This is a genomic window from Pedobacter sp. KBW06 (assembly GCF_003852525.1).
Taxonomy (GTDB): Bacteria; Bacteroidota; Bacteroidia; order Sphingobacteriales; family Sphingobacteriaceae; genus Pedobacter.
In genome coordinates this window covers 745,473-771,729 of sequence record NZ_QAJL01000005.1, presented here as the reverse complement: position 1 = coordinate 771,729, position 26,257 = coordinate 745,473, and the positions used below count along the sequence as shown (strand labels likewise).

The following is a 26,257-nucleotide window of genomic DNA, read 5'->3' as shown; positions in this document are numbered from 1 at the left end:
GACGTTAAAACATGTGAACTGCTCTATGGCCTTGTGTAATACACTTTTCTCTCCTATATTCAGCTTAACTTTACCAGATGTTCCGATTTACTGTATTGATTGCGCTCCTTCTTGCCTTATCCTCTTGTAAAAGATGGGTCGTTTATGAGGTTTCTGATCCGGTTTATCAAACCGGGGATAACCTGGCCTGGGCAGCTAAAACTTTCAATTCAAAAGGATGGGCTAAGGAACGTGGGGAAACAGGAACCCGGGTTTTCTGGCTAAGGACTGATGTTTCGATCAGCAAAATCATGACCACTGAACATTTAGGCGTAGATATTCATGATTTTGGTGCCTTCGAAGTGTTCTGGGATGGCCGGAAAATTGGAGAAAACGGAAAAATAGCTGCCGGCACTCCGGAATTGCCCGGCACAGAAAAAAGTAGTTTTCTGATCCCGGACTCTTTGGCCACAACTGGAAACCACCTGCTGGCAATAAGGGCTTCCCAGTCTTATGAACAGGATACCGATCGGCGGTTTGTACTGAGGATAGAAAGTTATGACCGGCTGTTAAAGGAGCCCCTGATCATGATGTCTTTTATGAACCTGATGGCAGGTGCATTTCTCATCGCTGCGATTTATTACCTCTTTATGTTCATCAACAGCAGCCGGAAGGAGTATGCCATATTGATCTTCTGTGTGACCTGTTTTCTGTTTTTCGCCCTGCTCATCGTTGAATACCTCAAATTCTACATCGACATTCCATATACACGTTTCTATTTGAGACTGGAGACGATCGGATGGCTTACCTTTTCCATTTCATTGCTGGTTCCCCTATATTTTACGATTCAGTTTTCCTTTAGAAGGAGATGGCTGCTGATGGCGGGATTGCTGGCGGCATTGCTTTATATCTATGTTTCTCATTTCAGGGAATATGACCTCACAGCGAAGTATTTCAGTTATGCGATGTGGTTTGCTTCGTTGATCGTAGCGCTCAATGCACTTGTTCAAAAAGAAAAAGGAGGAGGGATTGTCCTGGCCGGACTGCTCCTCAGTGCGGTCGTCAATTTCTTTTTGTATTACGATATTGGCCTGTTCATCAGTTTTACGATCATCGTGCTTTGCATGCTTTACCTGTACACCATTAAGGCGAAGGAGGTGGAAAGGGCACACCAGAACTCGCTGCTCTTATCCTCCCGGTTGAAACTGGAATTGCTGAAGAAAAATATCCAGCCTCATTTCATTAAGAATACCCTAACCTCCCTGATGGATTGGGTGGAGGAATCCCCAAAGGAAGGAGCACTTTTTGTTCAGGCCCTGGCCGTAGAATTTGAGATCCTCAACCAGATCGCGGAGGAGAGGCTGGTTCCGGTCAGCAAGGAGATCGAGTTGTGCCAGGTGCACCTGAAGGTGATGCAGTTTCGTAAAGAAATTCGTTACGAATGGACCAGCTCAAATATTGAACCTTCCGATCTGATTCCTCCGGCAATTATCCATACCGCGTTGGAAAATGGAATTACCCATAGTACCCCGGCCGAAGATGGCATGATCCGCTTTAATTTAAACTTTGAACGGGGCCCGGGTTATAAGAAATATACTTTGAATACCATGGCTAAAAACAGGCCCATGGGAAAAGATAAATCCTCCGGTACGGGTTTTCAATACATTCAGGCACGTTTAACGGAAAGTTATGGCGCCGGCTGGGACTTTAGTTCCCGGCGCTCAGCCAATGGCTGGCAAACAGAAATTACCATTTATACCCCTCAATGAGAATATTAATAGTTGAAGATGAAGGCCGCATTGCGGGAAGAATTGAACGCATGAGCCGTAGTTTTTTCGGTGCAAAGCTACAGCAGATTACGATTTGTGAGGCCATAGAAGAAGCATTGCAGTTTTTGGAAAATAATGAGATAGAGGTATTGCTCCTGGATTTAAACCTGAATGGAAGGGATGGTTTTGAGCTGTTGAAATCGGTGGTCTCCGGATCTTTTCATACCATTATCATTTCCGCATACACAGAAAAGGCAATCATCGCTTTTGAGTATGGTGTGCTTGATTTTGTCGCCAAACCTTTTGATGAACGCAGGCTGTCTCAGGCTTTTCAACGGATCTCCATTGCGGAAAATCAGCAGGAGAACGGGCTCCGGTTTCTGGCGGTAAAAAGATCAGGAAATATTATCCTGATTGATGTGACTGAGCTGTTGTATATTAAAGGAGCGGGGATTTATACTGAACTGCATTTGAAAAACGGCAAGCAGGAACTCCATGATAAGTCTTTGGAGAAGCTGGAGCAATTGCTGCCAGCTTCTTTTGAAAGGATTCATAAATCTTATCTTGTTCCGATCGGGCAGGCGATGAAAATCACCGTCAGCCCGGGAAGCAAATACCAGCTTTTACTGGAAAACGGGGAGTTGCTTCCGATTGGCAGGACCCGGTATGCCGCTTTAAAGGAAAAGCTGTTTCATTAATGGCTATTCATATTTAAGCGCATCGATGGTATTGGTTACTGCTGCTTTGTAGGAGCGGATACTGACCGTAATCAGGGTGAGCAGCATCGAGACCAGCATCGCTAATGCGAAAGGCCAGATGCTGATTTCTGTACGGTAAGCAAAGCCCGACAGCCATTTGGATACAAATAAATAAGCCAGTGGCCAGGCCAGCAAATTGGCAATAAAGACCATGATCATAAAGGAACTGTTGAGCATTTTAACCACTTCCAGGGTAGAGGCTCCCAACACCTTGCGGATGGCGACCTCTTTTGTTCTTTGTGAGGCCACAAAAGAAATCAGCCCGAAGAGTCCGATGAAAGAGATAAAAATGATCACTCCGGCGAAAACGCGGAACAGGATGCCCATGACCCGTTCATTTTCATAATAGCCTTTGATGGCATCATCTATAAACTCGGCACGATAAACGTGCGCCGGAAAGGTGTAATTCCATAAGTTTTCAACCTTTTCCATGGTGTTCAATACCTGTTTGCCATCGATCTTTACCGCGACCCGATAATAGTCGTCCTTTGCACTATAGATCGCAAGAGGAGAAATGCTTTGCTGAAGGCTACGGTCATTGAAATCCTTTAAAACCCCTACAATAGGCGCTTTTCTGCCATTTTGATTAATGATTTTTCCGAGAACATCCTCAGGCTTTAATACATTGATTTTCTTTAAGAAGGTCTGGTTCACTACATAGCCTGAGATCGTATCGCTTTTCCGGAATGCTTTTCCGGCAACAAATTTCAGGTCAAAAAGCTTAAAGTAATTCTCATCCGCTGCAGAAAGTCTAAGCTCAAAATCCTTGTTCTCTGTTCCATTGTAAGAGAAATTACTGCTTTGCATGTCCTCAGACAAAGGCGCTTTCTGACTAAAACTGAGCATGGTTACCCCCGGAATCCGAAGGGCCCTTTCTTTGAAAGTATCATATTTGGCCTTACTCAGGCTATCTCCCGGTATATCAATCATCGAGACTGCTTCTTTATTAAAACCCAATGGCTTTTCCCTGATGTACTTCATCTGTTGTAAGATGACCAGGGTGGAAATCACAAGGATAATGGTAATGGCAAATTGTACTACCACAAGCACTTTACGCAGACTCAGGCTTCCGGAATTGACAGTTACCTTGTTTTTTATGGCCAGTGCCGGGCTATAGCCAGACATCACCAGTGCAGGGTAGAACCCGGCAAGCAAGCTCACCAAAGCGACCAGCAAGAGGAGGAAGACGAAAATTACTGGATGCTCAAACAGGCTGAAAGACATCCTTGCCTTAAACAATTGCTGCATCTGAGGTAAGGCAAATTCTGTTAAGACACAGGCAATGAGCAAGGCCAGGAAGGTAACGCAGAAGGTTTCCGTCAGGAATTGAAGGACCAGCTGTTTGCGTTCACTGCCCATTACTTTACGGACACCCACTTCCTTAGACCTGTTGATCGCCTGTGCGGTGGCCAGGTTAATGAAATTGATGCAGGCAGTGAGGATCAGGAACAATCCAATAATGGTCAGTCCATAAATTTCCTTTTTGGTTACCGTCCGATTGGCGAAGTTGCCGTATACATCGTTGAAATGAATGTCCCTTAGAGCCTGTAAGGAATTCGTTTGATTGCCTGAGATATTTTTATGTTGATAATATTTGGTGTTGAATTTTTGCATGGGCTGCTCCAGATCAGCAAGGGAGACCCCTTCTCTGAGCAAAACATAACATTCTATATTTGAGCTTACAGAATCCCATGCAGTCCAGTTTTTGTTTGGATTATTGGCATTGCTGACCACGATCTTTAAGGTAAAACTGCTGTTCTCGGGAAGGTCTTTAAATACACCGGTTACCTTCAGAATGGTTTTTGTTCCCAGGAAAATGCTTTTGCCCATTGCTTTTTCCGCTGTTCCGAAAAAAAGCTTCGCAGTACTTTCAGAAAGTGCCAACGTATTGGGTGCCTTAAGCGCTTCCTTTGATTTGCCTTCGATCCAGCCAATGTCGAAAATGTCGAAAAAATCAGGCTCTGTATAATAAATTTCTTTCGATGCCTTTATGATGTCCTTACCGTGTTCATCCTGAACACGGATCACATTGTTGAATTTCGTAATGGGGGCAACCTTTTCGAAAGCGGCAAATTCATTCCGCGCAGCAGCAGAGAGCGGAACAGGAACACCCTGGCTATGGTCGTCAAAACTGTTGTATTTCCAGTCGGTTATAAACCGGTAAATCCTGTCTTCATTTTTAAAGCCTTCATCAAAACTCATCTGGTGACGGATAAAAATGAAAATAAGGATACAGCTCATCATGCCTATAGACAATCCAAGGACATTGATAAAGGCGTAGCTCTTGTTTTTCCAAAGATTCCGGAATGCGATCTTGAAGTTTAATTTGAACATAACTTGAAATTTGTTTTCATATTAACTAATCGGATGCCAGTTTTAAATGAATTGCTATCCCGCTTAAATTAAGTCACTTAGCGCATAGCTTTGTTTTGGTTGTTCATTATTGAACAGCTGCTGACCGAAAACGTACAGCGAACCGGTAGCCATATTGTGACAGGCAAGGTGGTATTGTTCTTTGGGCTTCTTTCAAAATTAAGTAATTTTAAGTACTTATAGATTTTTATGAAACACTTATTCTCCGCATTGTTCCTTTCGGCAGCGTCTATATTGCCGCTCTCTGCACAGCAAACCCAAAAGCCAGTGCTGCATGGCCGCAACTGGATGGCCATTACCGGCAAACCCCTGGCCGCTACAGCGGGGGCAATGATCTTTCAAAAGGGAGGGAATGCCGTTGATGCCTCCTGTGCGATGCTCGCTGCAACCTGCACCATGTGGGATACTTTAAGCTGGGGCGGAGAAACACAGGTGCTGATCTATAATCCTAAAACTAAAAAGGTCATCGCCATTAATGCGATGGGCGTGGCGCCAACCGGGGCGACGGTAGATTTCTTTAAGAATAAAGGGTATAACTTCCCTCCGGAATACGGGGCCCTGGCGGCAACTACTCCGGGGACACCGGGAGGACTCATCTATATGCTGATCAATTATGGAACACTGAGCCTGGAACAGGTGCTTGCCCCGGCAATGGAAATGGCAGCGGGTTATCCGATTGAAGCACAGGCTGCAAACAGCATGGAGCGTGGAAAGGACCTGATCAAACAATGGCCCTATAGCAAAAAGGTATTTCTCACCCATTCCGGAGAAAAGAGAGAAGCACCGGAAGCAGGAGAGATTTTTGTACAAAAAGACCTCCTGGCTACGCTGACTAAAATGGTAGAAGCAGAAAAAACAGCCCTTAAACAAGGAAAAAACAGGAAGCAGGCATTAATGGCGGCCTACGACCGCTTCTATAAAGGGGATATCGCCAGGGAATTTGTGCGTGGTTGCCGGGAACAGGGAGGCCTGATCACGATGGAAGACCTTGCCAAATGGAAACCCCTCGAAGAAGCGCCGCTTAGCGTGAATTATAAAGGTGTTGAGGTATACAAACTTCAGCAGTGGACACAGGGCCCGGCAATGTTGCAAGCCTTGAACATTCTTGAAAATTTTGACCTTAAAGGAATGGGCTATAACAGTTCAAAATATATCCATACCCTTTATCAGGCCATGAACCTTTCCTTTGCAGACCGTGATTTTTACTATGGAGATCCGGCAGCTAATCCCAAAGGACCGATTAAAGGACTATTGAGTAAGGAATATGCCAAACAAAGGGCACAATTGATCCAGTTTGATAAAAATGACCCGGATATCGGTCCGGGAAATCCATATCCGTTTGAAGGCAAGGTCAATCCCTACCTCGATCTCCTTAAAAAAAGAGGGTATGAACTGGATACTACTAAAAGAAATTTTGCGCCTAAGCATGATTTAGGTAAGCTCAATACCAGTCCTGATGAACTGTATCAGGAAAGGTTATGGAAGGGAACCACCTCCATCGAGGCGGCAGATAAAGAAGGATGGGTAGTTTCCGTGACCCCAAGTGGCGGCTGGCTTCCGGCATGCATCGCTGGTGAGACTGGAATAGGAATGAGTCAGCGGATGCAAAGCTTTGTCCTGGACTCTACGTTGAACCCTTTCAATGTCGTTGCCCCCGGGAAAAGACCAAGGGTAACTTTATCGCCTTCACTGGCATTAAAGGATGGTAAGCCTTTCCTTTCTTCCGCGGTACAGGGCGGTGATACCCAGGATCAGAATCTATTGCAGTTCTTTTTAAATGTGACGGAGTTTGGTATGAATGTACAGCAAGCTTCGGAAGCCGCAAATATCAATACCAATCAGTTATGGCTTTCTCTGGGAGGCACGAAAACGGAAGACCGTAAGCCCAAACCAGGCCAGATTCTGTTAAACAATAATTCCTCAACGGCTGTCCGCGAGGAATTAAAGAAAATGGGGTATACATTAAGCTTTTCTGACCGGACCAGCGGACCAATCAATGCCATCTATTTTGACTGGAAACATGGCAGTCTCTGGGGCGGATCAAGTAATCATGGCGAAGATTATGGGATCGGATGGTAAGCTTCGGCTATTCCTGTGTTAAGATGGCTGTTGCTTTTCCCTCTTCAGTTTTATAGAGCACCCAGTGACTTTTTGCATCCTTTTCCAGCTTATATACTTTATCTGTGGAGAGGTAGCTGTCGTTTTCTGCAGCACTGATCACTAAAGCGGGTTTAAATTCTTTCGCGAAAATTTCTACCTGCTTTTTATTCTGAGAGAAGAGTAAATAAGCAGCCATGGTAGAATCGGTAAGGTCTTTTAGTTTGTCCGTTAACTCGAATGGACGGATGCATTCCTGCTTGATCGCAGACCAGGAATAACCTGCAGAGGCCTTACAGCCATGTTCGTCTTTGTCGCCGCCAACTATCGCCCCGGCTTCGGTTTTTGCAGGTGGTTGTGTATTGTTTCCTGTCTTCTGACTGTTACAGCTAACTAAAGCAAGGGAAAATAAGGAAATTGTAAAAGTGAGGATTGTTTTCATATGGCATTTTTTTAGGTGAATTTTTATTGTATACCCAACAAATGATGGTCATCTTTGTTTACTAAAGCTAATGTTAAATTCTAAAAAATTCCCCTTTTGAGTTCCTAAAGCACATAAAATGAAAGAAAATAAATACGACGATCCCGATTTTTTTGCCAATTATGGCAATATGCCACGTTCAGTTGAAGGATTAAATGCTGCAGGTGAATGGCAGGTATTGCAGCAAATGCTGCCTGATTTTGAAGGGAAGTCAGTGCTTGACCTGGGCTGTGGTTTTGGCTGGCATTGTATTTATGCAAAACAACAAGGCGCTAAAAGGGTGGTTGGAATTGACCTTTCTGCAAAGATGCTGGAAAGGGCTAAAATGAAATCTGCCGGACTGGGCATTGAATATCTTCAAATGGCGATTGAAGATATCGACTTTTCCAAGGGAGAATTTGATGTGGTGATCAGCTCGCTTGCATTTCACTATGTGAAAGATTTTGACCTGATCTGCCGGAAGATAAACCATTGCCTTAAACCGGGTGGCCATTTTATCTTTTCACAGGAGCATCCTGTATTTACTTGCAGACCTGAGCAGGATTGGTATGTGGATGAAGCTGGAAACCGCCTGCACTGGCCCCTTGATCATTATCAGGAGGAGGGAATCAGGCATACCAGTTTCCTGGGGCATACGGTTACCAAATACCACAGGACCCTGGAAACGGTCTTTAATGCCCTGATCGATGCTCATTTTAGTTTGCGAAGACTTTCTGAGCCAAAGCCATCTGAGGAAACGCTGGCGGCTTATCCGGAGATGAAAGACGAAAAGCGAAGGCCGATTTTTTTAATGGCTGCTGTAATAAAAGAAAATTAATTAGGTATATTGTAGAAATATTCTCATTCCGAAAAAATAGATCTCCTGAATACCGTAATGAAATTTTCTGCTCTTGTTTATTTGTGCCTGATCCTGGCAGTGACCGGCTGCTCCTGTGGGCAGGAACGTCTGAAACCAGCATTGGGTTTTACCGAAAAGAACCTGGAACTGCTGAACGGCATTTCTGAAGAGCTCAAGAAAAATCCGGATCTGGAGTATCGTTTGTCTTTTTGGAAACAACAGCTACAAAAGCCGGAATTTAACAAAGACGCGGTCTTACTTTCTAAAATACATTACAACATTGCAGGAGTTTTCTATGCGAAGAAGAATTTAGATTCCATTAAATACCATATGCAGCTGGCCTGGCAGCTTATGGAAAACCGTATTGGTTTTGATAAGGATAGGTTATTGCTGTATTCCGGTTTAGGCAATGCGGCGCATATGGAACAAAAGCTCCATCAGGAAAATTATTACTACAACCGGGCGGCACAGATGCTGGCCAGCGACAGTAGCCTGCAGCTGAGCCCAAAGCAAAAAGTGATGATCTATCTGGCTGCCGGACAATCGAGTAAGGTGCTCCGGCAGTTCGACAATGCGTTTAACATGAACCGTAAGGCCATAGCAATCCTTCCTGAATTGCCTGATGATCCTAAATCTCAGTTCAGGGCTTATAATCAAATGGCAAGCTGTTATGCGCTGAGCAGGAGGAACCAGGACTCGCTCCGGTATTATATTGTGAAATTGGAGGAGATAAACAGGCGAAACCCGGATTGGGAAAGGTCTAAATTCATTTTCGGACAGAAGTCTGATTATTTTGAATGGAAAGGAGAGCGGGATTCTGCAATTTTCTACGAGAAAAAGGCACTTCATGCAGAGATTGCCGATGAAAAAGAAAACGGGGCGGGAGCAAATAGCATTGTGACTGGAAATTTGTTTGCGACCTATGTGGATATGGCTTCTTTCTTTCTGGATGAAGGAAAACTGGATAGCGGACTGTATTACCTACAGCAAAGTGAAAAACTGGCCAGACAATATCCGGGTAAACAAAATGATGATCAAAGGGTATGGTACCTCAAGAACAAGGTGATTTACCTGTTTGCCACGAAGCAATATGCTGCCGCTGAGCAGGAGAATCAGCGATTGCTGGATGGAATTAAACAGTTGTATGAAGGGGAAAATGCACGTGCCATTGCCGAGATGAGTACGATCTTTCAATTACAGGCAAAGGACAAGTCGATCCATCTTTTAAATGAAACCGTCAGCCTGACCGAAACGAGATTGCAGCAAAACCGGCTTTGGCTGGCAGTGAGTGCATTGGCGGCTTTACTCGCAGTGGCGATTGCCCTGTTGTTGTACTTTATACAGCGACAGCGGAAACTGAAAAATGAAAGCGAAAAAATGCAGCTGGAGCAACGCTTGCTACGCACACAGATGGAGCCTCATTTTATCTTTAATACTTTGGCGGTATTACAGGGATTCATCAGACTTGAAGAAAAAGAAAAAGCCCTGAAATACCTGCACCGTTTCAGCCGTTTATTGAGGGGGAGCCTGGAGCTTTCCAGAGAAAGTAAAATCCCGCTGACGGAAGAGATCAGTATCCTGGATAATTACCTCGGACTGCAACAAATGCGCTATGAGGACGCTTTTGAATACCATATCGAATATGATGAAGAGGAGGAACTGGAAATGATAGTTATTCCGCCAATGCTGATTCAACCTTTTGTTGAGAATGCCATTCTATATGGCATCAATCCCAATGAAAAAAATGGGCAGATTACCATAGATTTTGAGGTCAGAGACAAAAAACTGCTGGTCACCATCAGAGACAATGGCAAAGGTATCTCTAACCACAGGAACCCGGATTCGCATAAATCCTTATCTACCGCCATCAGCAGGGAACGTTTAGGGATCCTGGCCAAAGAAAGTGGCTTCGCTGCAGGAATAACGATTGAAAGTAGCCCGGAAAAAGGAACTTCGGTTTTGATTACCCTGCCGATCAGGTAAAACCGGATCATTGTACATGTAAATTGAAAGAATGGGTTTTGAGTATAAAATAAAAGCTGATTTTACCAGCAGACAACTTCAGGAGATTACCGATCTGCTGGAAGGGAATCCCTATTTTGAAAAAAAATATAATTTTCAAGGTAAGGAAAACCGGCAATTCAGACATCCGGAAAATAAAGACCAGATGCCGAACCTGATCGTCGTATTTGAAATTGATGGCATCTATGTTTGTCAGTTTGGGACTTCTTACCTATGGACATGGCTGGAAGTGTTAAAGACTTACCTGGACAGCAATGAAATTTCCTATAGTATCATTGATTACCAGGAATAAAACAAGTGGTTTTTCATCTGTCATTTTTTCGATGTTGTGGTTCAGCCTGATACCGGGTATCGCCATCGGTATGAGGCCCGGTTCCCTATAAGCGGAGATTATAAAACGTTTTAAGAATCTATCTGATTGAATGACTTTTGTGTAACCTGTTGATGCATAAATGAATAGGTGGTGGTGTGGCTTCGGAGAACAAAGCTTTTTTTTTAAAATAAATTAAAAACAATTTATCATACATAGGTGTTGTGCTGTACGATTACTAAAGAATCATACCCTATGAATCTAGTACATTCCATCCCGGTTGAGCAGGTGGGGACTTGCCCGGATCACATGCATCGTGTCATTAACCTGATCATGCAACGGAGCTTTCATGCTACGGAAATTGGCGATTACTTTCTTGGAAATGTGCTGGTAGACAATCAAAAAGTAATGGTTAGTAATTATGCCAATAAAGTCGAATCAAGGCTCCTGAACCAGAACGATAAAGAAGCGCATCAGCTTTGGCTTGCTTACTTCGAATTTTTCTTTCCTCCGGAAGATGACATGGTCATCGAAGAGGAGCTACTGGAAGCCATCCGGCTAAAGGAGCATTGGAAGGTCCATTTCTTTTTTCAACGTTTGAGACCTTCAAAAAAATCAGACTATAAATGGCATTTCTCCACTACCAGGCTCTGTTCTTCCGAAGAAGAAAAGCTTTCTCCAATCCTGTTTCATTATGCGTTTGAGCTGAACATCTCCGGTTGCGGATCGGAAAACCTTGAAGAAGCAGACTATGCACAGAAATACCATAGCCGCTTTGAATTGTTAAGCAAAAGGGAAAAAGAGATCATTAAGTTGATTGTAGAAGGAAAAAGCAGTTGCGAGATTTCCATCATTCTGTATATCTCCACGCATACCGTGAACAATCACCGGAAAAATATCATCAGAAAACTGGAGATCAATAACCTCTGCCAGCTCACGAAATTCGCGATGTCCTTCCATATTATTTAAGGATATCCTTTCCTGTCGTTTAAGTTGCAGGCTTTATCCGGATAAAAGCATCAAAGGTAGCCTTTGTAAGAAAAGCAGTATATCTGGATTGCCGGCTCAGAAATGGCATTGAAAAGAACAAAGGGCAATGAATCCTATGCCGAGGATGAAAAATGCCGGTATTCCCTTTAGGACTACAGGTATCTTTTCTGATACAAATGACTAGTACTAGCTATTGTGGTTATTCTAAAACTTATGGAGCTTTAATCTGATAATTATTTAGCCATGATTGACAAGACGCTCCAATTGTTGAAATCAGAACTGACCAGTTACCTTATTGCAAAGGGCGACAATGCCGCGAATGTCATCATCGACAATATCGGCTTGTCTGAAACTGCAAGTGGCAGCGGCCTGACTGACAGCATCGTCATCAGTCTGGTTAACATTGAAGAAGAAAGTACCCTCAAAAATCAGTCTCCCTTAAAACGCTTTCCTTCCGGCACTGCGATTTATGAAAATGCTCCGGTCTATTTAAACCTGTATGTTTTATTAAGTTGTAACTACTTCGGGGATGGATACCTGCTGGCACTCAAAAGGCTTTCTTCGGTCATCCGATTTCTTCAGAGCAAAAACTCCTTCGCTACTTCCACATCTTCGAGCGGGGGATCAACAGATCCCGGCGATCCGGAGGAATTGAGCTTTACCATGGAACTGTATACGCTGACTTTCGAACAGATCAACCATTTATGGGGCTCGCTGGGTGGAAGGCAGGTTCCTTTTGCCATGTATAAACTCAGATTGGTGGCCATCTCTGAACATGCCACAGTGAGAACAGTACCGTTGATCGAAGAAATTGAAACCAATATATCCACCTTATCCGGGCATAACTGATGAATACGGTTTATAAGATCTTATTTGAAATGCGATTGCTGCATGAATTCTATCTGACAGATAAGGAGGGTAAAAATATATTTGATTTTCCTGCACAGGCCGACCGGCTTAACTTTTTAAAGCAGCGGTTTGATGCCGATGAAGAAAATATATCCGATGAAATTGCATTTGAGCTGCCTGAAAAAACTAAGGTATTGTTTGATAACTATCATTTGAAACTGGTGCCCGGCTATGCCGGATTTAAAGTGGCGGTAAGCGTAATTCCTAAGAAATTACCTGGTGGGACGGTTGTCTATGAGCCTAAATACACTTTACCCGACGATTTGTGCATTTCCGTTTTGGCTGTTAAGAAAAGCCCTCGGCTGGATGGTTTTACAAATGCTAAAATGGAAAGGCCGCTGCCTGCCACGTATTATTTTTCCAATGAAAACACGGTAACAGGACCAAGAATCTTTCCTTTTCTATCCGCGGATATTACCGTATTTGACGCGGGCGCGGCCTATGAACAGGGAGAACTGGTTAAATTTGCAGCCAACGACTACCGGGAATTCTATACAGACGATGCTGATGCGGTACAATGGATTTCCCTATCCGGTAAGGCCTTTGCGAATGAGAACGACCGGATCTTGCTGCCACGTAACTTCTATTATGCTTTTCCGAAAAATACGGCGGTTACCAAAGCAGATTTCTTACTCAAAGATAAAGACGGAAATACCGTCGACAAGTTTCAGTTCAAAGGAAGTCAGCCCTTTCGTAAAGTGCAGCTGGCCATAGATCCAAAGAAAGTATTACAGATTCCCGTTCCAGTGGTCACAGAACGAATGGTATACAGCCTGAAGGTAACCGGGAACGGGGGCTATAACAAAACCCATAAGCTCATGTTTTACGAGAATGAGCAGGAGATCAGGGACAGCCTGGCGCTGATCGTGATGAAAGTGAAAACATCCGTACCTGCTTATAACCTGATCGACAACCTCGGGAGGCTGATCACAAGGAAACAACCTGATCAGACGGTGAATCCGCTTCCTCCGGTATTTGAGCTCAACTTTAAAAGCAAGCCTTCTTTCTGGCGGTACATCAATAACCGCCGGAAAAACCTGAAAGCAGGGCTTCATCCCGATTTTCTGCTGTCCAAAAACGGGCTTCTCGTAGCTAAAAAGCCAAGGTCGCTGACTTGTAGTACCACCTTATTGCGCAAGCCCGACAACAGCTTGTATTACCTGCCGAATCCATCGCCTTATCAGGCCCTAACCTTTGAAAATAATAAACTGTATAGTGATATCATGGTGCAGGAATCATCCCTGTTTCCCTTAGCACCTTAATCTGAGCATGTATTTAAACTTTAAACTAAATAACATTTGTTATGCAAGATTATAAAACTCCGGGAGTTTATATTGAGGAAATTCCGCACCTCCCACCTTCTATTGCATCCGTAGAAACAGCGATTCCAGCGTTTATCGGCTACACCGAAAAGGCACAATGGAAAGAGGCAGATGACCTGAAAAACAAGCCATGGCGCATCGAATCGCTGCTGCAATACGAACAGTTTTTTGGCTATCCTGATCCTGAAAAGGAAAGCCTGAGCGTGGTGTTTGATACCACTGCCGGTAAAAATGAGGTGAATGGAAAAATTGATGAAACCAAGCGGTCTAAATTTCTGATGTATTATTCCCTGCAGCTGTTCTTCGGGAATGGTGGAGGTGCCTGCTGGATTACCTCGGTAGGAAATTATACGGATGCAGGAGGCCTGATCATGGCCGCCGACTTGTCGGCGGGACTGAAGCAGGTAGCTAAGATCAATGAAGTTACCCTACTAGTGTTTCCGGACTCGGTTAACCTGGCCACGCTGACAGATTATTACGACATCCATACCCAGGCCATCCAGCAATGTGTGGACCTTCAGGACCGGTTTACCGTTTTGGACGTTTACCATGATGCCGCAAATCTGGAAGAATGGGAACTGGATGTTAAAGCCCTGCGTGATACCTTATCCGGAACTACAGACTTTCTGAAATATGCTGCGGTATATTTCCCGAAAATATATTCAGGTGTGGATTACAACTATAAGGTGGTTGGAGATCAGTCAAAAGACAATGACGACCTCGTGAAAATTACCGGCATTGCAGGTGTTACGAAGCTCTCTGAACTGCTGGCCACAAAAAATGCGCAATATTTTCAGGCTAAAAGTGCCATCACGAATATTCAGATGTTATTACCTGCTTCGGTAGCCGTTGTAGGCGTATACGCGCAGGTAGACAATGCGCGTGGCGTATGGAAAGCACCGGCAAATATCAATATCGCAAATGCGATCAGGCCGCAGTATCTCATCACACATAGTGAACAAATGGGGCTCAATGTAGATGCGCAGGCCGGTAAGTCCATCAATGTGATCCGTTCTTTTGCCGGCCGCGGACCGGCCATCATCTGGGGGGCCAGAACATTGGCCGGAAATGACAATGAATGGCGTTATGTGCCGGTAAGGCGTTTCTTCAGCATGGTGGAAGAATCTGTGAAAAATGCAACGGAACAATTCGTCTTTGAACCCAACGACCGCAATACCTGGGTAAGGGTAAAATCGATGATCGAAAACTACCTGACCCAGCAATGGAAATCGGGTGCACTGATGGGTGCTTCCACTAAAGAAGCCTTTTTTGTACACATCGGGCTTGGAGAAACGATGACAGAGCTCGACCTCTGGGAAGGAAGGATGATCGTCGAAATCGGAATGGCCGCTGTTCGTCCTGCAGAGTTTATTATCCTCAGGTTTATGCATAAAATGCTGGCTGAGTCTTAATCATCGAATTGTTATTTATTGAACTTAAATCTATTGTCATGTCTATAGAAAGCTCAGGTTCTCGGGAACCACAAAATGGGAATTGCAATGATGCAGAAGCAGAGACAGCAACACAGAAGACGATCCACCTGCTGAAGGAGGATTACTGCAAAAGGCTAAAAGGGAAGGTCGCTGAGCTCGGTGAAAGCGAACTGACCTACGATGGTACGGTTATGATCTACCAGAAAAAGAAATGCGCTTTTGTAAAAACCGAAAAAAATTACCTGCTGGTCAGGAACCTGGAACTTAAAGTTGGTGTGGAACTGATCACGGCTTCAGACGAAATAAAGAAAAATGTAGCGGCGGATATCTTGCAGAACGACGCACTGGTCCTCGCATTGAAAGCAGTAGTGAAAACGGCTAAAGATGCAAAGGCAAAGTTCGGAGAACTCCGGGAAGCCGCAGGAAAACTCGATGGCTGCAGAAAAGACAGCTGCAGTGCGGTGCAAATGAAAATATTGGGCTGCAGCGAAGGCGACGATTGTAATGACAACAATAAACAGGAAGAATCTTCCAGAAGACCAGACCCATGCCGTAACGTCTGTCAGATTCTCGACGACCTGATTACGATACCGGACAGCCTGAGCCAGGACATCGATATCATCTTTAATTCGGCCGCCGAAATTGTAGGCATTCAATCTTTTTCCAATATCAAATCCCTGGAGAAATTTCAACAGGATTTTGCCACTAATGCGAAAGCTTTTGACGACCTGATCCAGGCGCAAATGACAAGTGGAGGACTAAGTCTGAAAAAAGCGCAGGAAGATTTTGTCCTGTCTACCAAAACTGCTACTCAGTCGGGTTATGCCTTGTATAATAAACGCAATGAAGTGGGAACGCTTGATGAAACTAAAGATTACCTGTGTCATCATGAATGTAAATGCATTGCCGGTTGTGGTTGTGACGGGGAAAAAGGAGAGGATGACAACAGGCTTAAGAAATGTAAATGTGACATCTGCGATATCTGTAAAGAGGTTACGGAGGTCTATTCCTGTGAAAACCCTTCAGATAATTCATCCTGCGATTAAGCCCTGAGGGCCGGCGCAAATTTGTTAAATCATTAAAATCACTACTATGTTAGTCTACGATAAAATATGCAACATTGACAGAGATATATTTGATTGTTGTCATAAAAATCCGGGAACTGAGACCCCTGGAGGGGATTGTTGTTATGATGCCTGGGTAAAAGATCTGGTACAGGTTACGGCCGACTGGAAGCAGGCTAATGCAGATGCCCAGAATAAAGAAACGGAATATAACCTGACCGTTGAAGAGCTGGAAAGGCTTAAAGGATGGTGGACGGATTGGGAAGCTACGGACGAAAAAGCCGATGCGCTTTGTCGCCAGTTAGAACTGTTTACCCTGCACCTTTGTAAGGTCTGCATGGTGACAGAGAAAACGAACGACGCCATTGAAATCCTCTTCTGTATGACGGAAGACCTGTATATCCGCGTGGATAAACTGAAAGCATCTTACGATAAACTAATCCAATGCATCCAATGCCTGAAAAGACCGGAACTGGCACCAGGCGTAGGGATCATGAAGTGTATTGAAAATTACGGGGCGAAACTCGATGCCGTGATCCTGACCCGGGATGTCCTGATTACACAGATTGTAACTGCGCTGGAACTAGCCTATGGCATGCACCTCAGCATCTGCGAAGATTATGGCCTGAAAGAAGTGATCCTTTACTGGAAGAAAAAATTCAATTGCGGAGGTACCTGTGGCGAGCAGCCTAACCCTTATCCGCAGCAGCAGCAGTCCAAAATTGAACATAGCGGATATGCCAAAGAATGTTGCTGCCTGGAACCACGTATCTCCTTACCAATAGATGAAGATGAGTATTTCATCCACCTGGAAAATGACTATAAAAAATTAAAGAATGAGGTGGTTCAGCTTAAAAAAGACCTCGATGCAGCAAAAGAGAAAAGGGATGCTTTACTATCCTGCAAGCAAAGTCTGGAGAAAGCAATCGAAGAGGTGAATCCTGCAAATAAGTGTAAATAAATACCATAAAAATAAAACCTATCATTATGGCAACGGATCCTAAAAAGAATTATCCTCTTCCTAAATTTCATTTTCAACTGGATTGGGGAGGAACAAGAATCGGGTTTACAGAAGTAAGCGGACTTGATTTTGAAACGGAGGTAATCGAATACAGGGAAGGCAGCAGCCCGACTTACAATAAAACAAAACAACCGGGACTTACCAAATATGCGAATGTGGTACTGAAAAGGGGAACCTTTCTCGGCGATTTCGAGTTTTTCGAACAGTGGAAGAAAACAATGATGTTCCAGGAAGGAAAGGAGCAGTTCAGGAGGGATGTCACGATCCGCTTACTGGACGAGGAACACCAGCCGGTCATTTCATGGACACTGTCCAGGGCCTGGCCTTCAAAAGTGCAATCTACCAATCTGAAATCGGATGCCAATGAAGTCGCCATTGAGACAATAGAGCTGGTGCATGAAGGGTTGTCCATTGTAGAAGCGAAAAAATAAAACCAGCTGAACCATGGCCAATCAAACTTATCAAACCGTCAACTTTCATTTTGCCGTGAATTTTGAGCTGCAGGGCGCGAAATCTGTCGACGTGAAATTTCAGTCTGTAACGGGCTTAGATGCTACTATTGATACGGAAACCGTAAAAGAAGGCGGGGAAAACAGATTTGAACATGTGATTCCTACCCGGCGTAAGTATGGTCCCTTGATTTTAAAACGCGGACTGCTCGCACCGGGAACCTCAGGCCTTACAGACTGGCTGAAAAAGGCTTTTGACGACCAGATTTATGAAACACTGGAAACCGTTGTCATCAGTCTGCTGGACGAACAACATCAAAGTCTGATGCATTGGAAAATTAACAATGTATGGCCCAGAAGCTGGAAAATCGCTGAACTGAACGGAACGAGAGGGGATGTCCTGATCGAAACCCTGGAACTGAATTATAACCGTCTGATCTTTCAAAAATCATAATATGCCTATTGAAATAAGAGAGCTGGTGATCAAAGCCACGGTATTGCAGGACCTCAATAGCGGTTCCGCGCCAAATAATGGGGTTCCTCCTTCTGAGGAACTGGTAAAAACATGTGTTGAAAAGGTACTGGAAATTATAAAAGAAAGAAATGAGCGCTGATTACATGTCCGGAAAACTGGAGAAACTACTGATTTATTCCTTTACTGACCGCAAATTCCAGATCAAGGATGCGGAGCAGACGAATAAACCAGCCTTCGTTGCGCCTATCAATCCCGAAACCTTTACCAAAAATTATAAGATTGAACATGATGTACAGCGTCCCCATGGAAGCGGTGCACCGGAAGTGAAATTTAAATCCACAGCACCTGAAGAGCTCAAACTGGAGTTTACCCTCGATGGCACCGGCACGATGGAAGGCTACTGGAAGGAATATAAAGAAAAGCCGGTTTATGAACAGCTGAAAATCTTCATGAACTGTGCTTATAATTACCAGGGCGATATTCACCGGCCAAATTTTCTGCTGATCATCTGGGGTTCGGAAATCAGGTTCCGCTGTGTGCTCACAAACCTGGATGTAAATTATACCCTGTTTAAACCGGATGGTACCCCATTAAGGGCGAAGTTAAGCGCCACTTTCCTGGATTACCAATCCCGGGAAACGCGCATTGCCGAAGATGCACCGGCTTCGCCAGACCTTACACACCACCGGACGATCAAACAGGGAGACCGGCTGGACCTGATGACGTATTCGATTTACAATGATCCGAAATACTTTATGCAGGTCGCCAAAGCCAATAACCTGATCTCGCTTAAGAAGCTGAAATCAGGGAACGACATTTATTTTCCACCCTTTAATAAAAACGAAATCTGATGGAAGAACTGATCATACCCAATCCTTCGACGCATGATGTATGCAGCTTCAATATATTGCTGGACGGTGCGGCTATGGATGCTTCGTATGAGGTGTTGAGCATTTCCATTGAAAAGGAAATCAACCGGATACCCACCGCCAGAATCCTGCTGAAAGATGGGGATGCAGCATTGGCCGATTTTGAAATCAGCAATAAAGAAGATTTTGTGCCTGGCAAACAGATCATTATCAAAATGGGTTTCGACGGCAACAATACCCAGGCCTTTAAAGGAATCATCACCAAGCATACCATCAAGGTAAAAGAAAACGGAAACACCCAGCTATTGATCGAATGCAGGGATTTAGCGCTACGCATGACGATTGGTCGCCATAGCCGCTATTTCCTGAATGTCAAAGACAGTGAGGTTTTCGATCGGCTGATCGGAGATTACAGGGGCCTGCAGGGAGACATTACCACGACCAGTCTGCAACATAAGGAACTCGTACAGCACCACCTGAGCAATTGGGACTTTATGTTACTCCGGGCAGAAGCAAACGGGATGCTGGTCAATGTAGACGATGGCACAGTCAAAGTATCCCGGCCGGATACGGCAGCGACACCGGTTTTACAGGTGAGCTACGGATCTTCCATCATTGAGTTTGAAGCGGAAATGGATGCAAGGACACAATGGGCTAATGTAGAGGCTGTTTCCTGGGATTATAAGACACAAAACCTGTTTAAAGCGGATGTTTCGGAAGCAAGTTCCTTTACCCAACATGGAAATGTTTCCGGAGCGGACCTGTCGGCGGCGGTAGACCTTGATAAATTTGAGCTCAACCACAGTGGCCACCTGATGGAGCAGGAATTACAAAATTGGGCCGACGGAACGATATTGCGCAGCCGCCTGGCAAAAATCAGGGGCAGGGCAAGAGTAACCGGCTTTTCAGGGATAAAACCTGGAAATATGTTAAGGCTCAGCGGGGTTGGCAACAGGTTCAATGGGAATGCCTACGTGACTGCTGTAAAGCAGGATATGGGAGATGGTTCCTGGTATACCCACATTCAGTTCGGGCTTGATCCGGAGCGTTATAGTGCCGTTCATCCGGACATCAATGATTTTTCTGCTGCGGGTTTAATTGGCGGCATTAAAGGGTTACAGATTGCCAAAGTATTGCAGCTGGAGAACGATCCGGAAGGAGAAGACCGGATTCTGGTGAAGATTCCGGTGATCGACAATACCTCCAATGGTACATGGGTGAGGATTGCCTGTCTGGATGCTGGAGCGTCCCGTGGTTCTTTTTTCCGGCCGGAGATTGATGATGAGGTGATCGTTGGCTTTATCAATGATGATCCCCGTCATGCTGTGATGCTGGGTATGCTCAATAGCAGCGCCAAGAAAGCACCACTGCCGGGAAAGGACGTAAACCATGAAAAGGGCTTTTTTACCCGCAGCAATATGCGCATTCATTTTAACGACGATACGAAAACGATTACCATAGATACCCCTGCCGGAAACAGCATTCAGCTGGATGAACAGGGAAGTAAAATCGAAATTAAAGACCAGAACAGCAATAAAGTAACGATGAACAGTACTGGGGTTTCGATGGAGAGCCCGAACAATGTGGAAATAAAAGCGGGGATGAACCTGACGCTTAGCGCCGGGGCAAGTTTGTCTATCGGGGCGGCTTCCATCTCTTTGAAAGCAGATACGAGCCTGGGATTGGAAGGCGCAGCGGTGAAGCTTTCTTCTTCGGGGATTACAGAAATCAGCGGTTCATTGGTCAAGATAAATTAATAAAATTATGCCTTCAGCAGCAAGAATCAGCGATATGCACGTTTGCCCGATGTTCACAGGGCCAGTGCCACATGTAGGTGGCCCCGTTTCGGGACCTTGTGTGCCTACGGTTTTGATTGGCAGTATGCCGGCAGCAGTGGTTGGCGACCTGCTCGTCTGCACTGGTCCGCCGGATTCCATTGTCAAAGGTTCGGCAACGGTATTGATTGGTGGCAGACCTGCGGCAAGACAGGGAGACCTGACCGCACATGGTGGCGTGATCGTAGCAGGATTACCGACGGTACAAATTGGGGGTTAAATAAATTGATGGGTTAAATAGCAACGCATATGGACAATTCTTTTAAATCATTTCTTGGAACCGGCTGGTCTTTTCCTCCGGAGTTTAACCCGGAATCAGGGGCTGCCGAAATGGTGAGCGGAGCGGAAGATATTGAGCAGAGTTTAAATATCCTGCTTTCTACTTCTCTGGGAGAAAGGGTAATGCAGCCCCGATATGGTTGCGACCTTAATGATTATGTGTTTGAGGCTTTGAACAGTTCTATGATCGGTTACCTCAAAGACCGGGTCAGCAATGCGATCCTGTTTTATGAACCGCGCATCAAAGCGGAAAGAATAGAGGTAACGGCCAGTGAATCTTTTGACCTCATCGAAGGACGCTTTACGATCAGTGTGGAGTATTCCATTCCGGGCACCAATTCGAGGTTCAATTATGTGTATGATTATTATAAAAATGAAGCATTAAAGCCTATTTAGATGGAATGCAGCTCAGCTATACATCCTTTTCAGAATGATCCGGGCGTCAGTCAGCGTCAGCGGGTAATGGACGACCTGTTGTCGGGGGCTGCGAAAATAGATGGCAGAAGTCTGGCCGACCTGCTGGATTATTTTGTGCAGTTGTCGAGGCACATCAATTACTATGATCCGCAGATGAAGGTGACCGACTGGCAGCCTTTTTTCCAATCGAGCCTGCCATTTACATTGAGCGCCATCTTAAAGTACGACCGCAACAAGGTGAACGATAAACTTGCCTTTTACCAGCAGTTGTTTGATAAAAGACCAGGAAAAGCCAGCCTTCAATTGCTGTTCAATTACGTCTTTCAGACCGTCATCAGGCCACTGAATACCTGGAGCACAAAATTCAGGGATACCGGCCTGCCGATAGAGCTGCTATTGGATAAACTAATCAAAGACAAGCTGACTGACCCGATGAAGATGTTTATCGTCGATTTAAACGCAGGTGTAAAATGGTACCATCTTACACCGCTTAATTTCAACGAGCTGCTGGGCAATGAAGTCTGGGGCCTGGACATTACCGATACTTATGCCAACTTTGATGCGGCTGCATTTGCCGCGAAAGGAACAACGAAACGGAAACGCTTATTTGCGCTCCGCAATGAAATGGTTGGACTGGTGGCTTCCTTTCTGGATGCGATACAACTCATTGAAAGCACTGCAGATTTAAGCATGGAGGAGAGCTTCTTTCCCCTGAAAGAAGAACTTAAAGAAAAACATACCCCGCATCTGGCGCTGTTGTTCTCCTTTTTAAAACTGTTTCAACACCTTCAGGGAGACCTGAATTCTTTCTCTAAAAAACACCTGGACTTCTTTTATAAAGAGGTTTTAGCGCTGAAGCCGAAAGGGGCGAAACCTGATCATGCACACCTTGTTTTTAAGATTCAGAATCAGCTGGACAAATACCTGTTAAAAGAAGGGCTGCTGGTTAAAGATGGCAAGGATAGCCATAAAACCGAGATCCTGTTTGCCCTTGATGAAGAAATTGTGGTCAACAAAACGCAGGTAGCCGATCAGCGGACGCTCTTTCTCAATAACCAGATCCACGGGGACGATACCTTTTTAGAAGGCTTGTATATTGCCCCTGATGCGAGCAAAGCCGATGGCCTCACTAAAGCTTTTAAAGACGATGTGCCGGCAAGCTGGCCAACATTGGGTGCGCAATATAGTAAGTACATCGACCCGGAGCATAAATTTGTGAAACCTTATCCCAATGCGAGGCTGGGGTTTATACTCGCTTCTCCGGTTTTGCTGTTGAGTGAAGGAACGAGAACGGTGAACATTACACTTTCCTGCAAGCTGCTGGATGATTGTTGCAGTTATCTGATGGCGGATACTTCTGTTAAAGGAAGTCCATGTTGTGAGGAACATAACACTCCGGGAACAGGGGTTGGAACGGGCTCCGGAACGGCTTCAAAAAGCAAATCCCCTCATTTCTTTGCGGCAACTGCGCTCTACTATAAGGTGAGGGCAGCATTGAACCAGGTCTATTACGAGGTCAACAGGGAGCTGATTGCTGCTGCATGGAAGAAAGGCATCAGTAAGGAGCTAAAGCTTGCGCTGGATGGGATTCTGATCAAAACGCCCATTCCGGGCAAAGAAAAGCTATGTTATTGTCCGGTGGAAACCTTATTGTATGAAAAAACATTAACGGAGGCTGAGTTTTTCAAGGCAGTTCCTGATGAGGAAGAAAGAACGATGCTGGCGGCGATTTTTAAACCAGTTAAGGCCTTAAACGTACTTTTTAGCGGAGAAAAAGAATGGATCAGTCCGGCAGAAGTTCCACTGATTAAACTCAGTCCCCTGAATTTAGGGAATGATGGGGCTTTTAAAATCACGATCACTGCCACCTTACTGCCGGAACAAAAGGCGGTGACCTTTTATAATGCGGAAGCATTGAAGGAAGATTTCGGCACCACTATGCCAGTTGTTAAAATTGAATTGAACGATAAGGTGAAATGGAAACAGGATGTGCAATGGAGCAGTCAGGAGGAGTGTTGTGAAAAGAAATCAAAAGAGCAGTTTCAACAGGTTTCTTTATATCATTTCTTTAGAAATGTGAAAATTGCAGCGGATAACCAGACCCAAATCCAGGTTCAGGTTTGCGGGATGAAGAACTTCATTGTCCAAAATGACGAAAGCGTACAGAATGTAAACGGGCCCGTTTATCCATTTGGAACAAGGCCTGAGGTGATCGATTTTGACATTAAAAATCCTTTGGCTCCACCTTTTTCGACCAGCGCCAATCTGATCGGCCCTAATTTTTATATTGGCAGTAAAGAGGTGTTCGGTAAAAAATGGGACAACATTTACATCAATCTGGATTGGAAAGACAAACCGACTGATTTCGGCGATTATTATAAAGGTTATTTAAAAGACGGGACTTTATTCGGACTTGACGTCAACAAGTTCCTGATTAACCTTTCCATCCTTGAAAATGGGACATGGAAAGGGGAAGCCTCACATGGCAATGCCACTACGGTAGCAGTTGATATCCTGGGTACGAAATATAATGACCGCAGGTTGTTTGTAGACGACGGTAAATTCGGCAGTTGTACGCCGGCAAACCCTTTTCAACAAACGATTCACCTGGAGCCTGCTTTTTTTGGTCTGAGTCAGCAGTTTGTGCCAGACAATAAGCCATTTCTGAAATATGGGGTGGATAGCTTTAACGGCTTTGTCCGCCTGAACCTGCAGAACCAGGATTTTTGTCATAAAGTATATTCTTACGTACTGGCCAGGCAAATGATGGCTTTGGGAAGGCCTAAGGACGACAAGCTTGAGGATGCGATTTATTACGACATCAATAATGGCAACCTGATCGTATTTAGTACCAACGACATTAAAAACGATTTGCTTGCAGCTGGTGTTATCGCAAATCGTGTGGAAAACCTGGTCAACGATAACCCTGATGGGATCATTTCAAAAATCGGCCCTCATGGAGACGGCCCGATCAACGATCCCGGTGCCGAAGAGATTCGCGAAATCGTTTATGCACCAAGCTTCCTGCACCTGAGCGATAAAAACCTGACGGGAAATGTAACCGTGTTACGGGATCAGATTGCGGCGATCAGTACCATCATTGCCGGTAATGACCAGTTTCAGGCTGTAATTCCCGCCGAACCCTGGACTCCGGTGTTAAAAAACATCACGCTGGATTATACAGCTACTGCAACGATTAAAGACATTGACCTGATTCACCTGTATCCTTTTCCTAATACTTATAAACCTGAGGAACTGGAATTGCAACCCGCACTGTTCCCAACGTTTTGCGAAGAAGGCAGCCTGTTTATTGGCCTGAAAGACCTGCAACCTGGCAGCAACCTGAACGTGTTGTTTCAGCTGGCGGAAGCCACGGCAGATTCAGAATCGGAAAGGGTAGACGTACAATGGTATTACCTGGAAAACAACTCATGGAAAGCTTTACGTAAGGGATTTGAAGTGTTGGAAGATGATACAGATGCGCTGACCACTTCCGGTATCATCAAATTCGCTTTGCCCGCCAATATGAGCAATGAGAATACCGTCCTTCCAAAAGGCTTACACTGGATAAAAGCAGCGATTCCTTACAGCAGTAAATCTGTGAGTGAGACGATGGCGATCTATACCCAGGCTGTCAGGGCGACCTTTACCAATGCGGAGGCGAATGATAAACTTCGTTTGGCGCAAGCCTTGCCTTCGGGGGCATTGGCTAAGCTCAATGAAGCTGATGCTTCGGTAAAAAAGCTAAGTCAGCCTTTCGATTCTTTTGGCGGAAGGGTATCCGAAGGCGAAGGTCATTTTTATACCCGTGTGAGTGAATTGCTAAGGCATAAAGGCAGGGCGATTCAGAAGTTTGATTACGAAAGGTTGGCTTTAGAAGCTTTTCCTCAGTTGTTTAAGGTGAAATGTATCAACCATAGCTTTGCTTTAAATGCGCACCGGTATCAGAACGATATGCCTATGGCGCCAGGATATGTATTGCTGGCTGTGATTCCTGATCTGAACCAGTTGAAAGCGGCACAGCAGTTTGAGCCGAGGGTTCCGGTAAGCCTGCTGGAAGAAATACAAACCTACCTGAAACAACGAAATTCTCCTTTTGCGCGACTGATGGTGATGAACCCCAGATATGAAAAAGTAAATTTCTGTCTGAAAGTAAAACTCCATCAGGGGAAGGATGAAAACTTTTATAAAGAAAAACTGAAACAGGATTTGAGAACATTTCTGGCGCCATGGGCGATTGGTGAATTCGACAAGCTCAGCTTTGGGCAATGCATCAACCAGTCGGACATAGTGGGTTTCCTGGAAACACGTGATTACCTGGATTACCTTATGGAATTAAAAATGCAGCATGAGGAAGATGAGGGGGCAATTGTGAATGCTGAACAGAAGTCAATTTGCCCGATCAGTCCCCGCGCTATTTTGATAGCGGGAGATATCGATGTGTGCATTTTGCAGCAGGACTGCGAAAGCTGGGGAAATACCAAGGAGTATCCGCCATGCGAAAACAGAGCTCAACCCATTGGAGATTATTGTAAGGATCAAATCAATTTTCGGCCCAACGCATAAT

The 26,257-nt window shown here is 44.8% G+C and carries 22 protein-coding genes; 20 read left to right on the top strand and 2 right to left on the bottom strand.

All coding sequences use genetic code 11. The features are described from left to right. Nucleotides 1–77: 77 nt before the first annotated feature. On the top strand, nt 78–1,748 hold the full coding sequence (locus tag DBR43_RS29315; RefSeq protein ID WP_124586869.1) for a histidine kinase: 1,671 nt from the start codon (nt 78–80) through the stop codon (nt 1,746–1,748). After that, complete coding sequence (locus tag DBR43_RS29310; RefSeq protein ID WP_124586868.1) at nt 1,745–2,446, top strand: LytR/AlgR family response regulator transcription factor; 702 nt, start codon at nt 1,745–1,747, stop codon at nt 2,444–2,446. Before DBR43_RS29315 ends, DBR43_RS29310 begins: the two co-directional genes overlap by 4 nt. A 3-nt stretch (nt 2,447–2,449) precedes the next feature. Here DBR43_RS29310 and DBR43_RS29305 read toward each other — a convergent pair whose 3' ends face one another. Next, a complete protein-coding gene (locus tag DBR43_RS29305; RefSeq protein WP_124586867.1) occupies nt 2,450–4,840 on the bottom strand; it encodes an ABC transporter permease in 2,391 nt (796 codons plus the stop codon). Between the two features lie 228 nt (nt 4,841–5,068). Between DBR43_RS29305 and DBR43_RS29300 the strand changes: the two genes are divergently transcribed. Then, nucleotides 5,069–6,958, top strand: a complete 1,890-nt coding sequence (locus DBR43_RS29300; protein ID WP_124586866.1) for a gamma-glutamyltransferase family protein — start codon at nt 5,069–5,071, stop codon at nt 6,956–6,958. 7 nt (nt 6,959–6,965) lie between these two features. On the opposite strand, the gene DBR43_RS29295 is transcribed toward DBR43_RS29300, so the two are convergent. Then, entirely contained in the window at nt 6,966–7,418 is a 453-nt protein-coding gene (locus DBR43_RS29295) for a hypothetical protein (RefSeq protein ID WP_124586865.1), read from the bottom strand. A gap of 118 nt (nt 7,419–7,536) precedes the next feature. Here DBR43_RS29295 and DBR43_RS29290 point away from each other — a divergent pair, with 118 nt between their 5' ends. The 17 genes from DBR43_RS29290 to DBR43_RS29215 all read left to right on the top strand — a co-directional run bounded on the left by DBR43_RS29290 (nt 7,537) and on the right by DBR43_RS29215 (nt 26,256). After that, a complete protein-coding gene (locus tag DBR43_RS29290; protein ID WP_124586864.1) occupies nt 7,537–8,274 on the top strand; it encodes a class I SAM-dependent methyltransferase in 738 nt (245 codons plus the stop codon). A gap of 57 nt (nt 8,275–8,331) precedes the next feature. After that, a complete protein-coding gene (locus tag DBR43_RS29285) occupies nt 8,332–10,278 on the top strand; it encodes a sensor histidine kinase (protein ID WP_124586863.1) in 1,947 nt (648 codons plus the stop codon). A gap of 31 nt (nt 10,279–10,309) precedes the next feature. Next, the gene (locus tag DBR43_RS29280) at nt 10,310–10,609 is read left to right on the top strand and encodes a hypothetical protein (RefSeq protein ID WP_124586862.1); all 300 of its coding nucleotides are present in this window, start codon (nt 10,310–10,312) and stop codon (nt 10,607–10,609) included. Between the two features lie 273 nt (nt 10,610–10,882). Beyond that, the gene (locus DBR43_RS29275) at nt 10,883–11,596 is read left to right on the top strand and encodes a response regulator transcription factor (RefSeq protein ID WP_124586861.1); all 714 of its coding nucleotides are present in this window, start codon (nt 10,883–10,885) and stop codon (nt 11,594–11,596) included. A gap of 264 nt (nt 11,597–11,860) precedes the next feature. After that, nucleotides 11,861–12,466, top strand: coding sequence for a DUF4255 domain-containing protein (locus DBR43_RS29270; RefSeq protein ID WP_124586860.1), 606 nt, complete (start codon nt 11,861–11,863; stop codon nt 12,464–12,466). Further along, a complete protein-coding gene (locus tag DBR43_RS29265; protein WP_124586859.1) occupies nt 12,466–13,788 on the top strand; it encodes a hypothetical protein in 1,323 nt (440 codons plus the stop codon). The genes DBR43_RS29270 and DBR43_RS29265 overlap by 1 nt, the downstream gene beginning before the upstream one ends. A gap of 41 nt (nt 13,789–13,829) precedes the next feature. Next, nucleotides 13,830–15,260, top strand: a complete 1,431-nt coding sequence (locus tag DBR43_RS29260; protein ID WP_124586858.1) for a phage tail sheath family protein — start codon at nt 13,830–13,832, stop codon at nt 15,258–15,260. Nucleotides 15,261–15,298: 38 nt separating this feature from the next. Beyond that, nucleotides 15,299–16,327: a hypothetical protein gene (locus tag DBR43_RS29255; protein ID WP_124586857.1), complete on the top strand. Its 1,029-nt coding sequence runs from the start codon at nt 15,299–15,301 to the stop codon at nt 16,325–16,327. A gap of 46 nt (nt 16,328–16,373) precedes the next feature. Further along, on the top strand, nt 16,374–17,306 hold the full coding sequence (locus DBR43_RS29250; protein WP_124586856.1) for a hypothetical protein: 933 nt from the start codon (nt 16,374–16,376) through the stop codon (nt 17,304–17,306). A 26-nt stretch (nt 17,307–17,332) separates the two neighbouring features. Beyond that, nucleotides 17,333–17,797, top strand: coding sequence for a phage tail protein (locus DBR43_RS29245; RefSeq protein ID WP_124586855.1), 465 nt, complete (start codon nt 17,333–17,335; stop codon nt 17,795–17,797). A gap of 13 nt (nt 17,798–17,810) precedes the next feature. Further along, entirely contained in the window at nt 17,811–18,269 is a 459-nt protein-coding gene (locus DBR43_RS29240) for a phage tail protein (protein WP_124586854.1), read from the top strand. 1 nt (nt 18,270) lies between these two features. Further along, nucleotides 18,271–18,429, top strand: a complete 159-nt coding sequence (locus DBR43_RS33240; protein ID WP_172665002.1) for a DUF5908 family protein — start codon at nt 18,271–18,273, stop codon at nt 18,427–18,429. Continuing rightward, the gene (locus tag DBR43_RS29235; protein WP_074612735.1) at nt 18,419–19,141 is read left to right on the top strand and encodes a hypothetical protein; all 723 of its coding nucleotides are present in this window, start codon (nt 18,419–18,421) and stop codon (nt 19,139–19,141) included. The genes DBR43_RS33240 and DBR43_RS29235 overlap by 11 nt, the downstream gene beginning before the upstream one ends. Beyond that, on the top strand, nt 19,141–20,916 hold the full coding sequence (gene vgrG / locus DBR43_RS29230) for a type VI secretion system tip protein VgrG (RefSeq protein WP_124586853.1): 1,776 nt from the start codon (nt 19,141–19,143) through the stop codon (nt 20,914–20,916). Before DBR43_RS29235 ends, vgrG begins: the two co-directional genes overlap by 1 nt. Before the next feature lie 7 nt (nt 20,917–20,923). After that, nucleotides 20,924–21,214: a PAAR domain-containing protein gene (locus tag DBR43_RS29225; protein ID WP_074612733.1), complete on the top strand. Its 291-nt coding sequence runs from the start codon at nt 20,924–20,926 to the stop codon at nt 21,212–21,214. A 29-nt stretch (nt 21,215–21,243) separates the two neighbouring features. Continuing rightward, a complete protein-coding gene (locus DBR43_RS29220; RefSeq protein ID WP_124586852.1) occupies nt 21,244–21,669 on the top strand; it encodes a GPW/gp25 family protein in 426 nt (141 codons plus the stop codon). Then, nucleotides 21,670–26,256: a baseplate J/gp47 family protein gene (locus DBR43_RS29215; RefSeq protein WP_124586851.1), complete on the top strand. Its 4,587-nt coding sequence runs from the start codon at nt 21,670–21,672 to the stop codon at nt 26,254–26,256. Nucleotide 26,257: the final 1 nt, after the last annotated feature.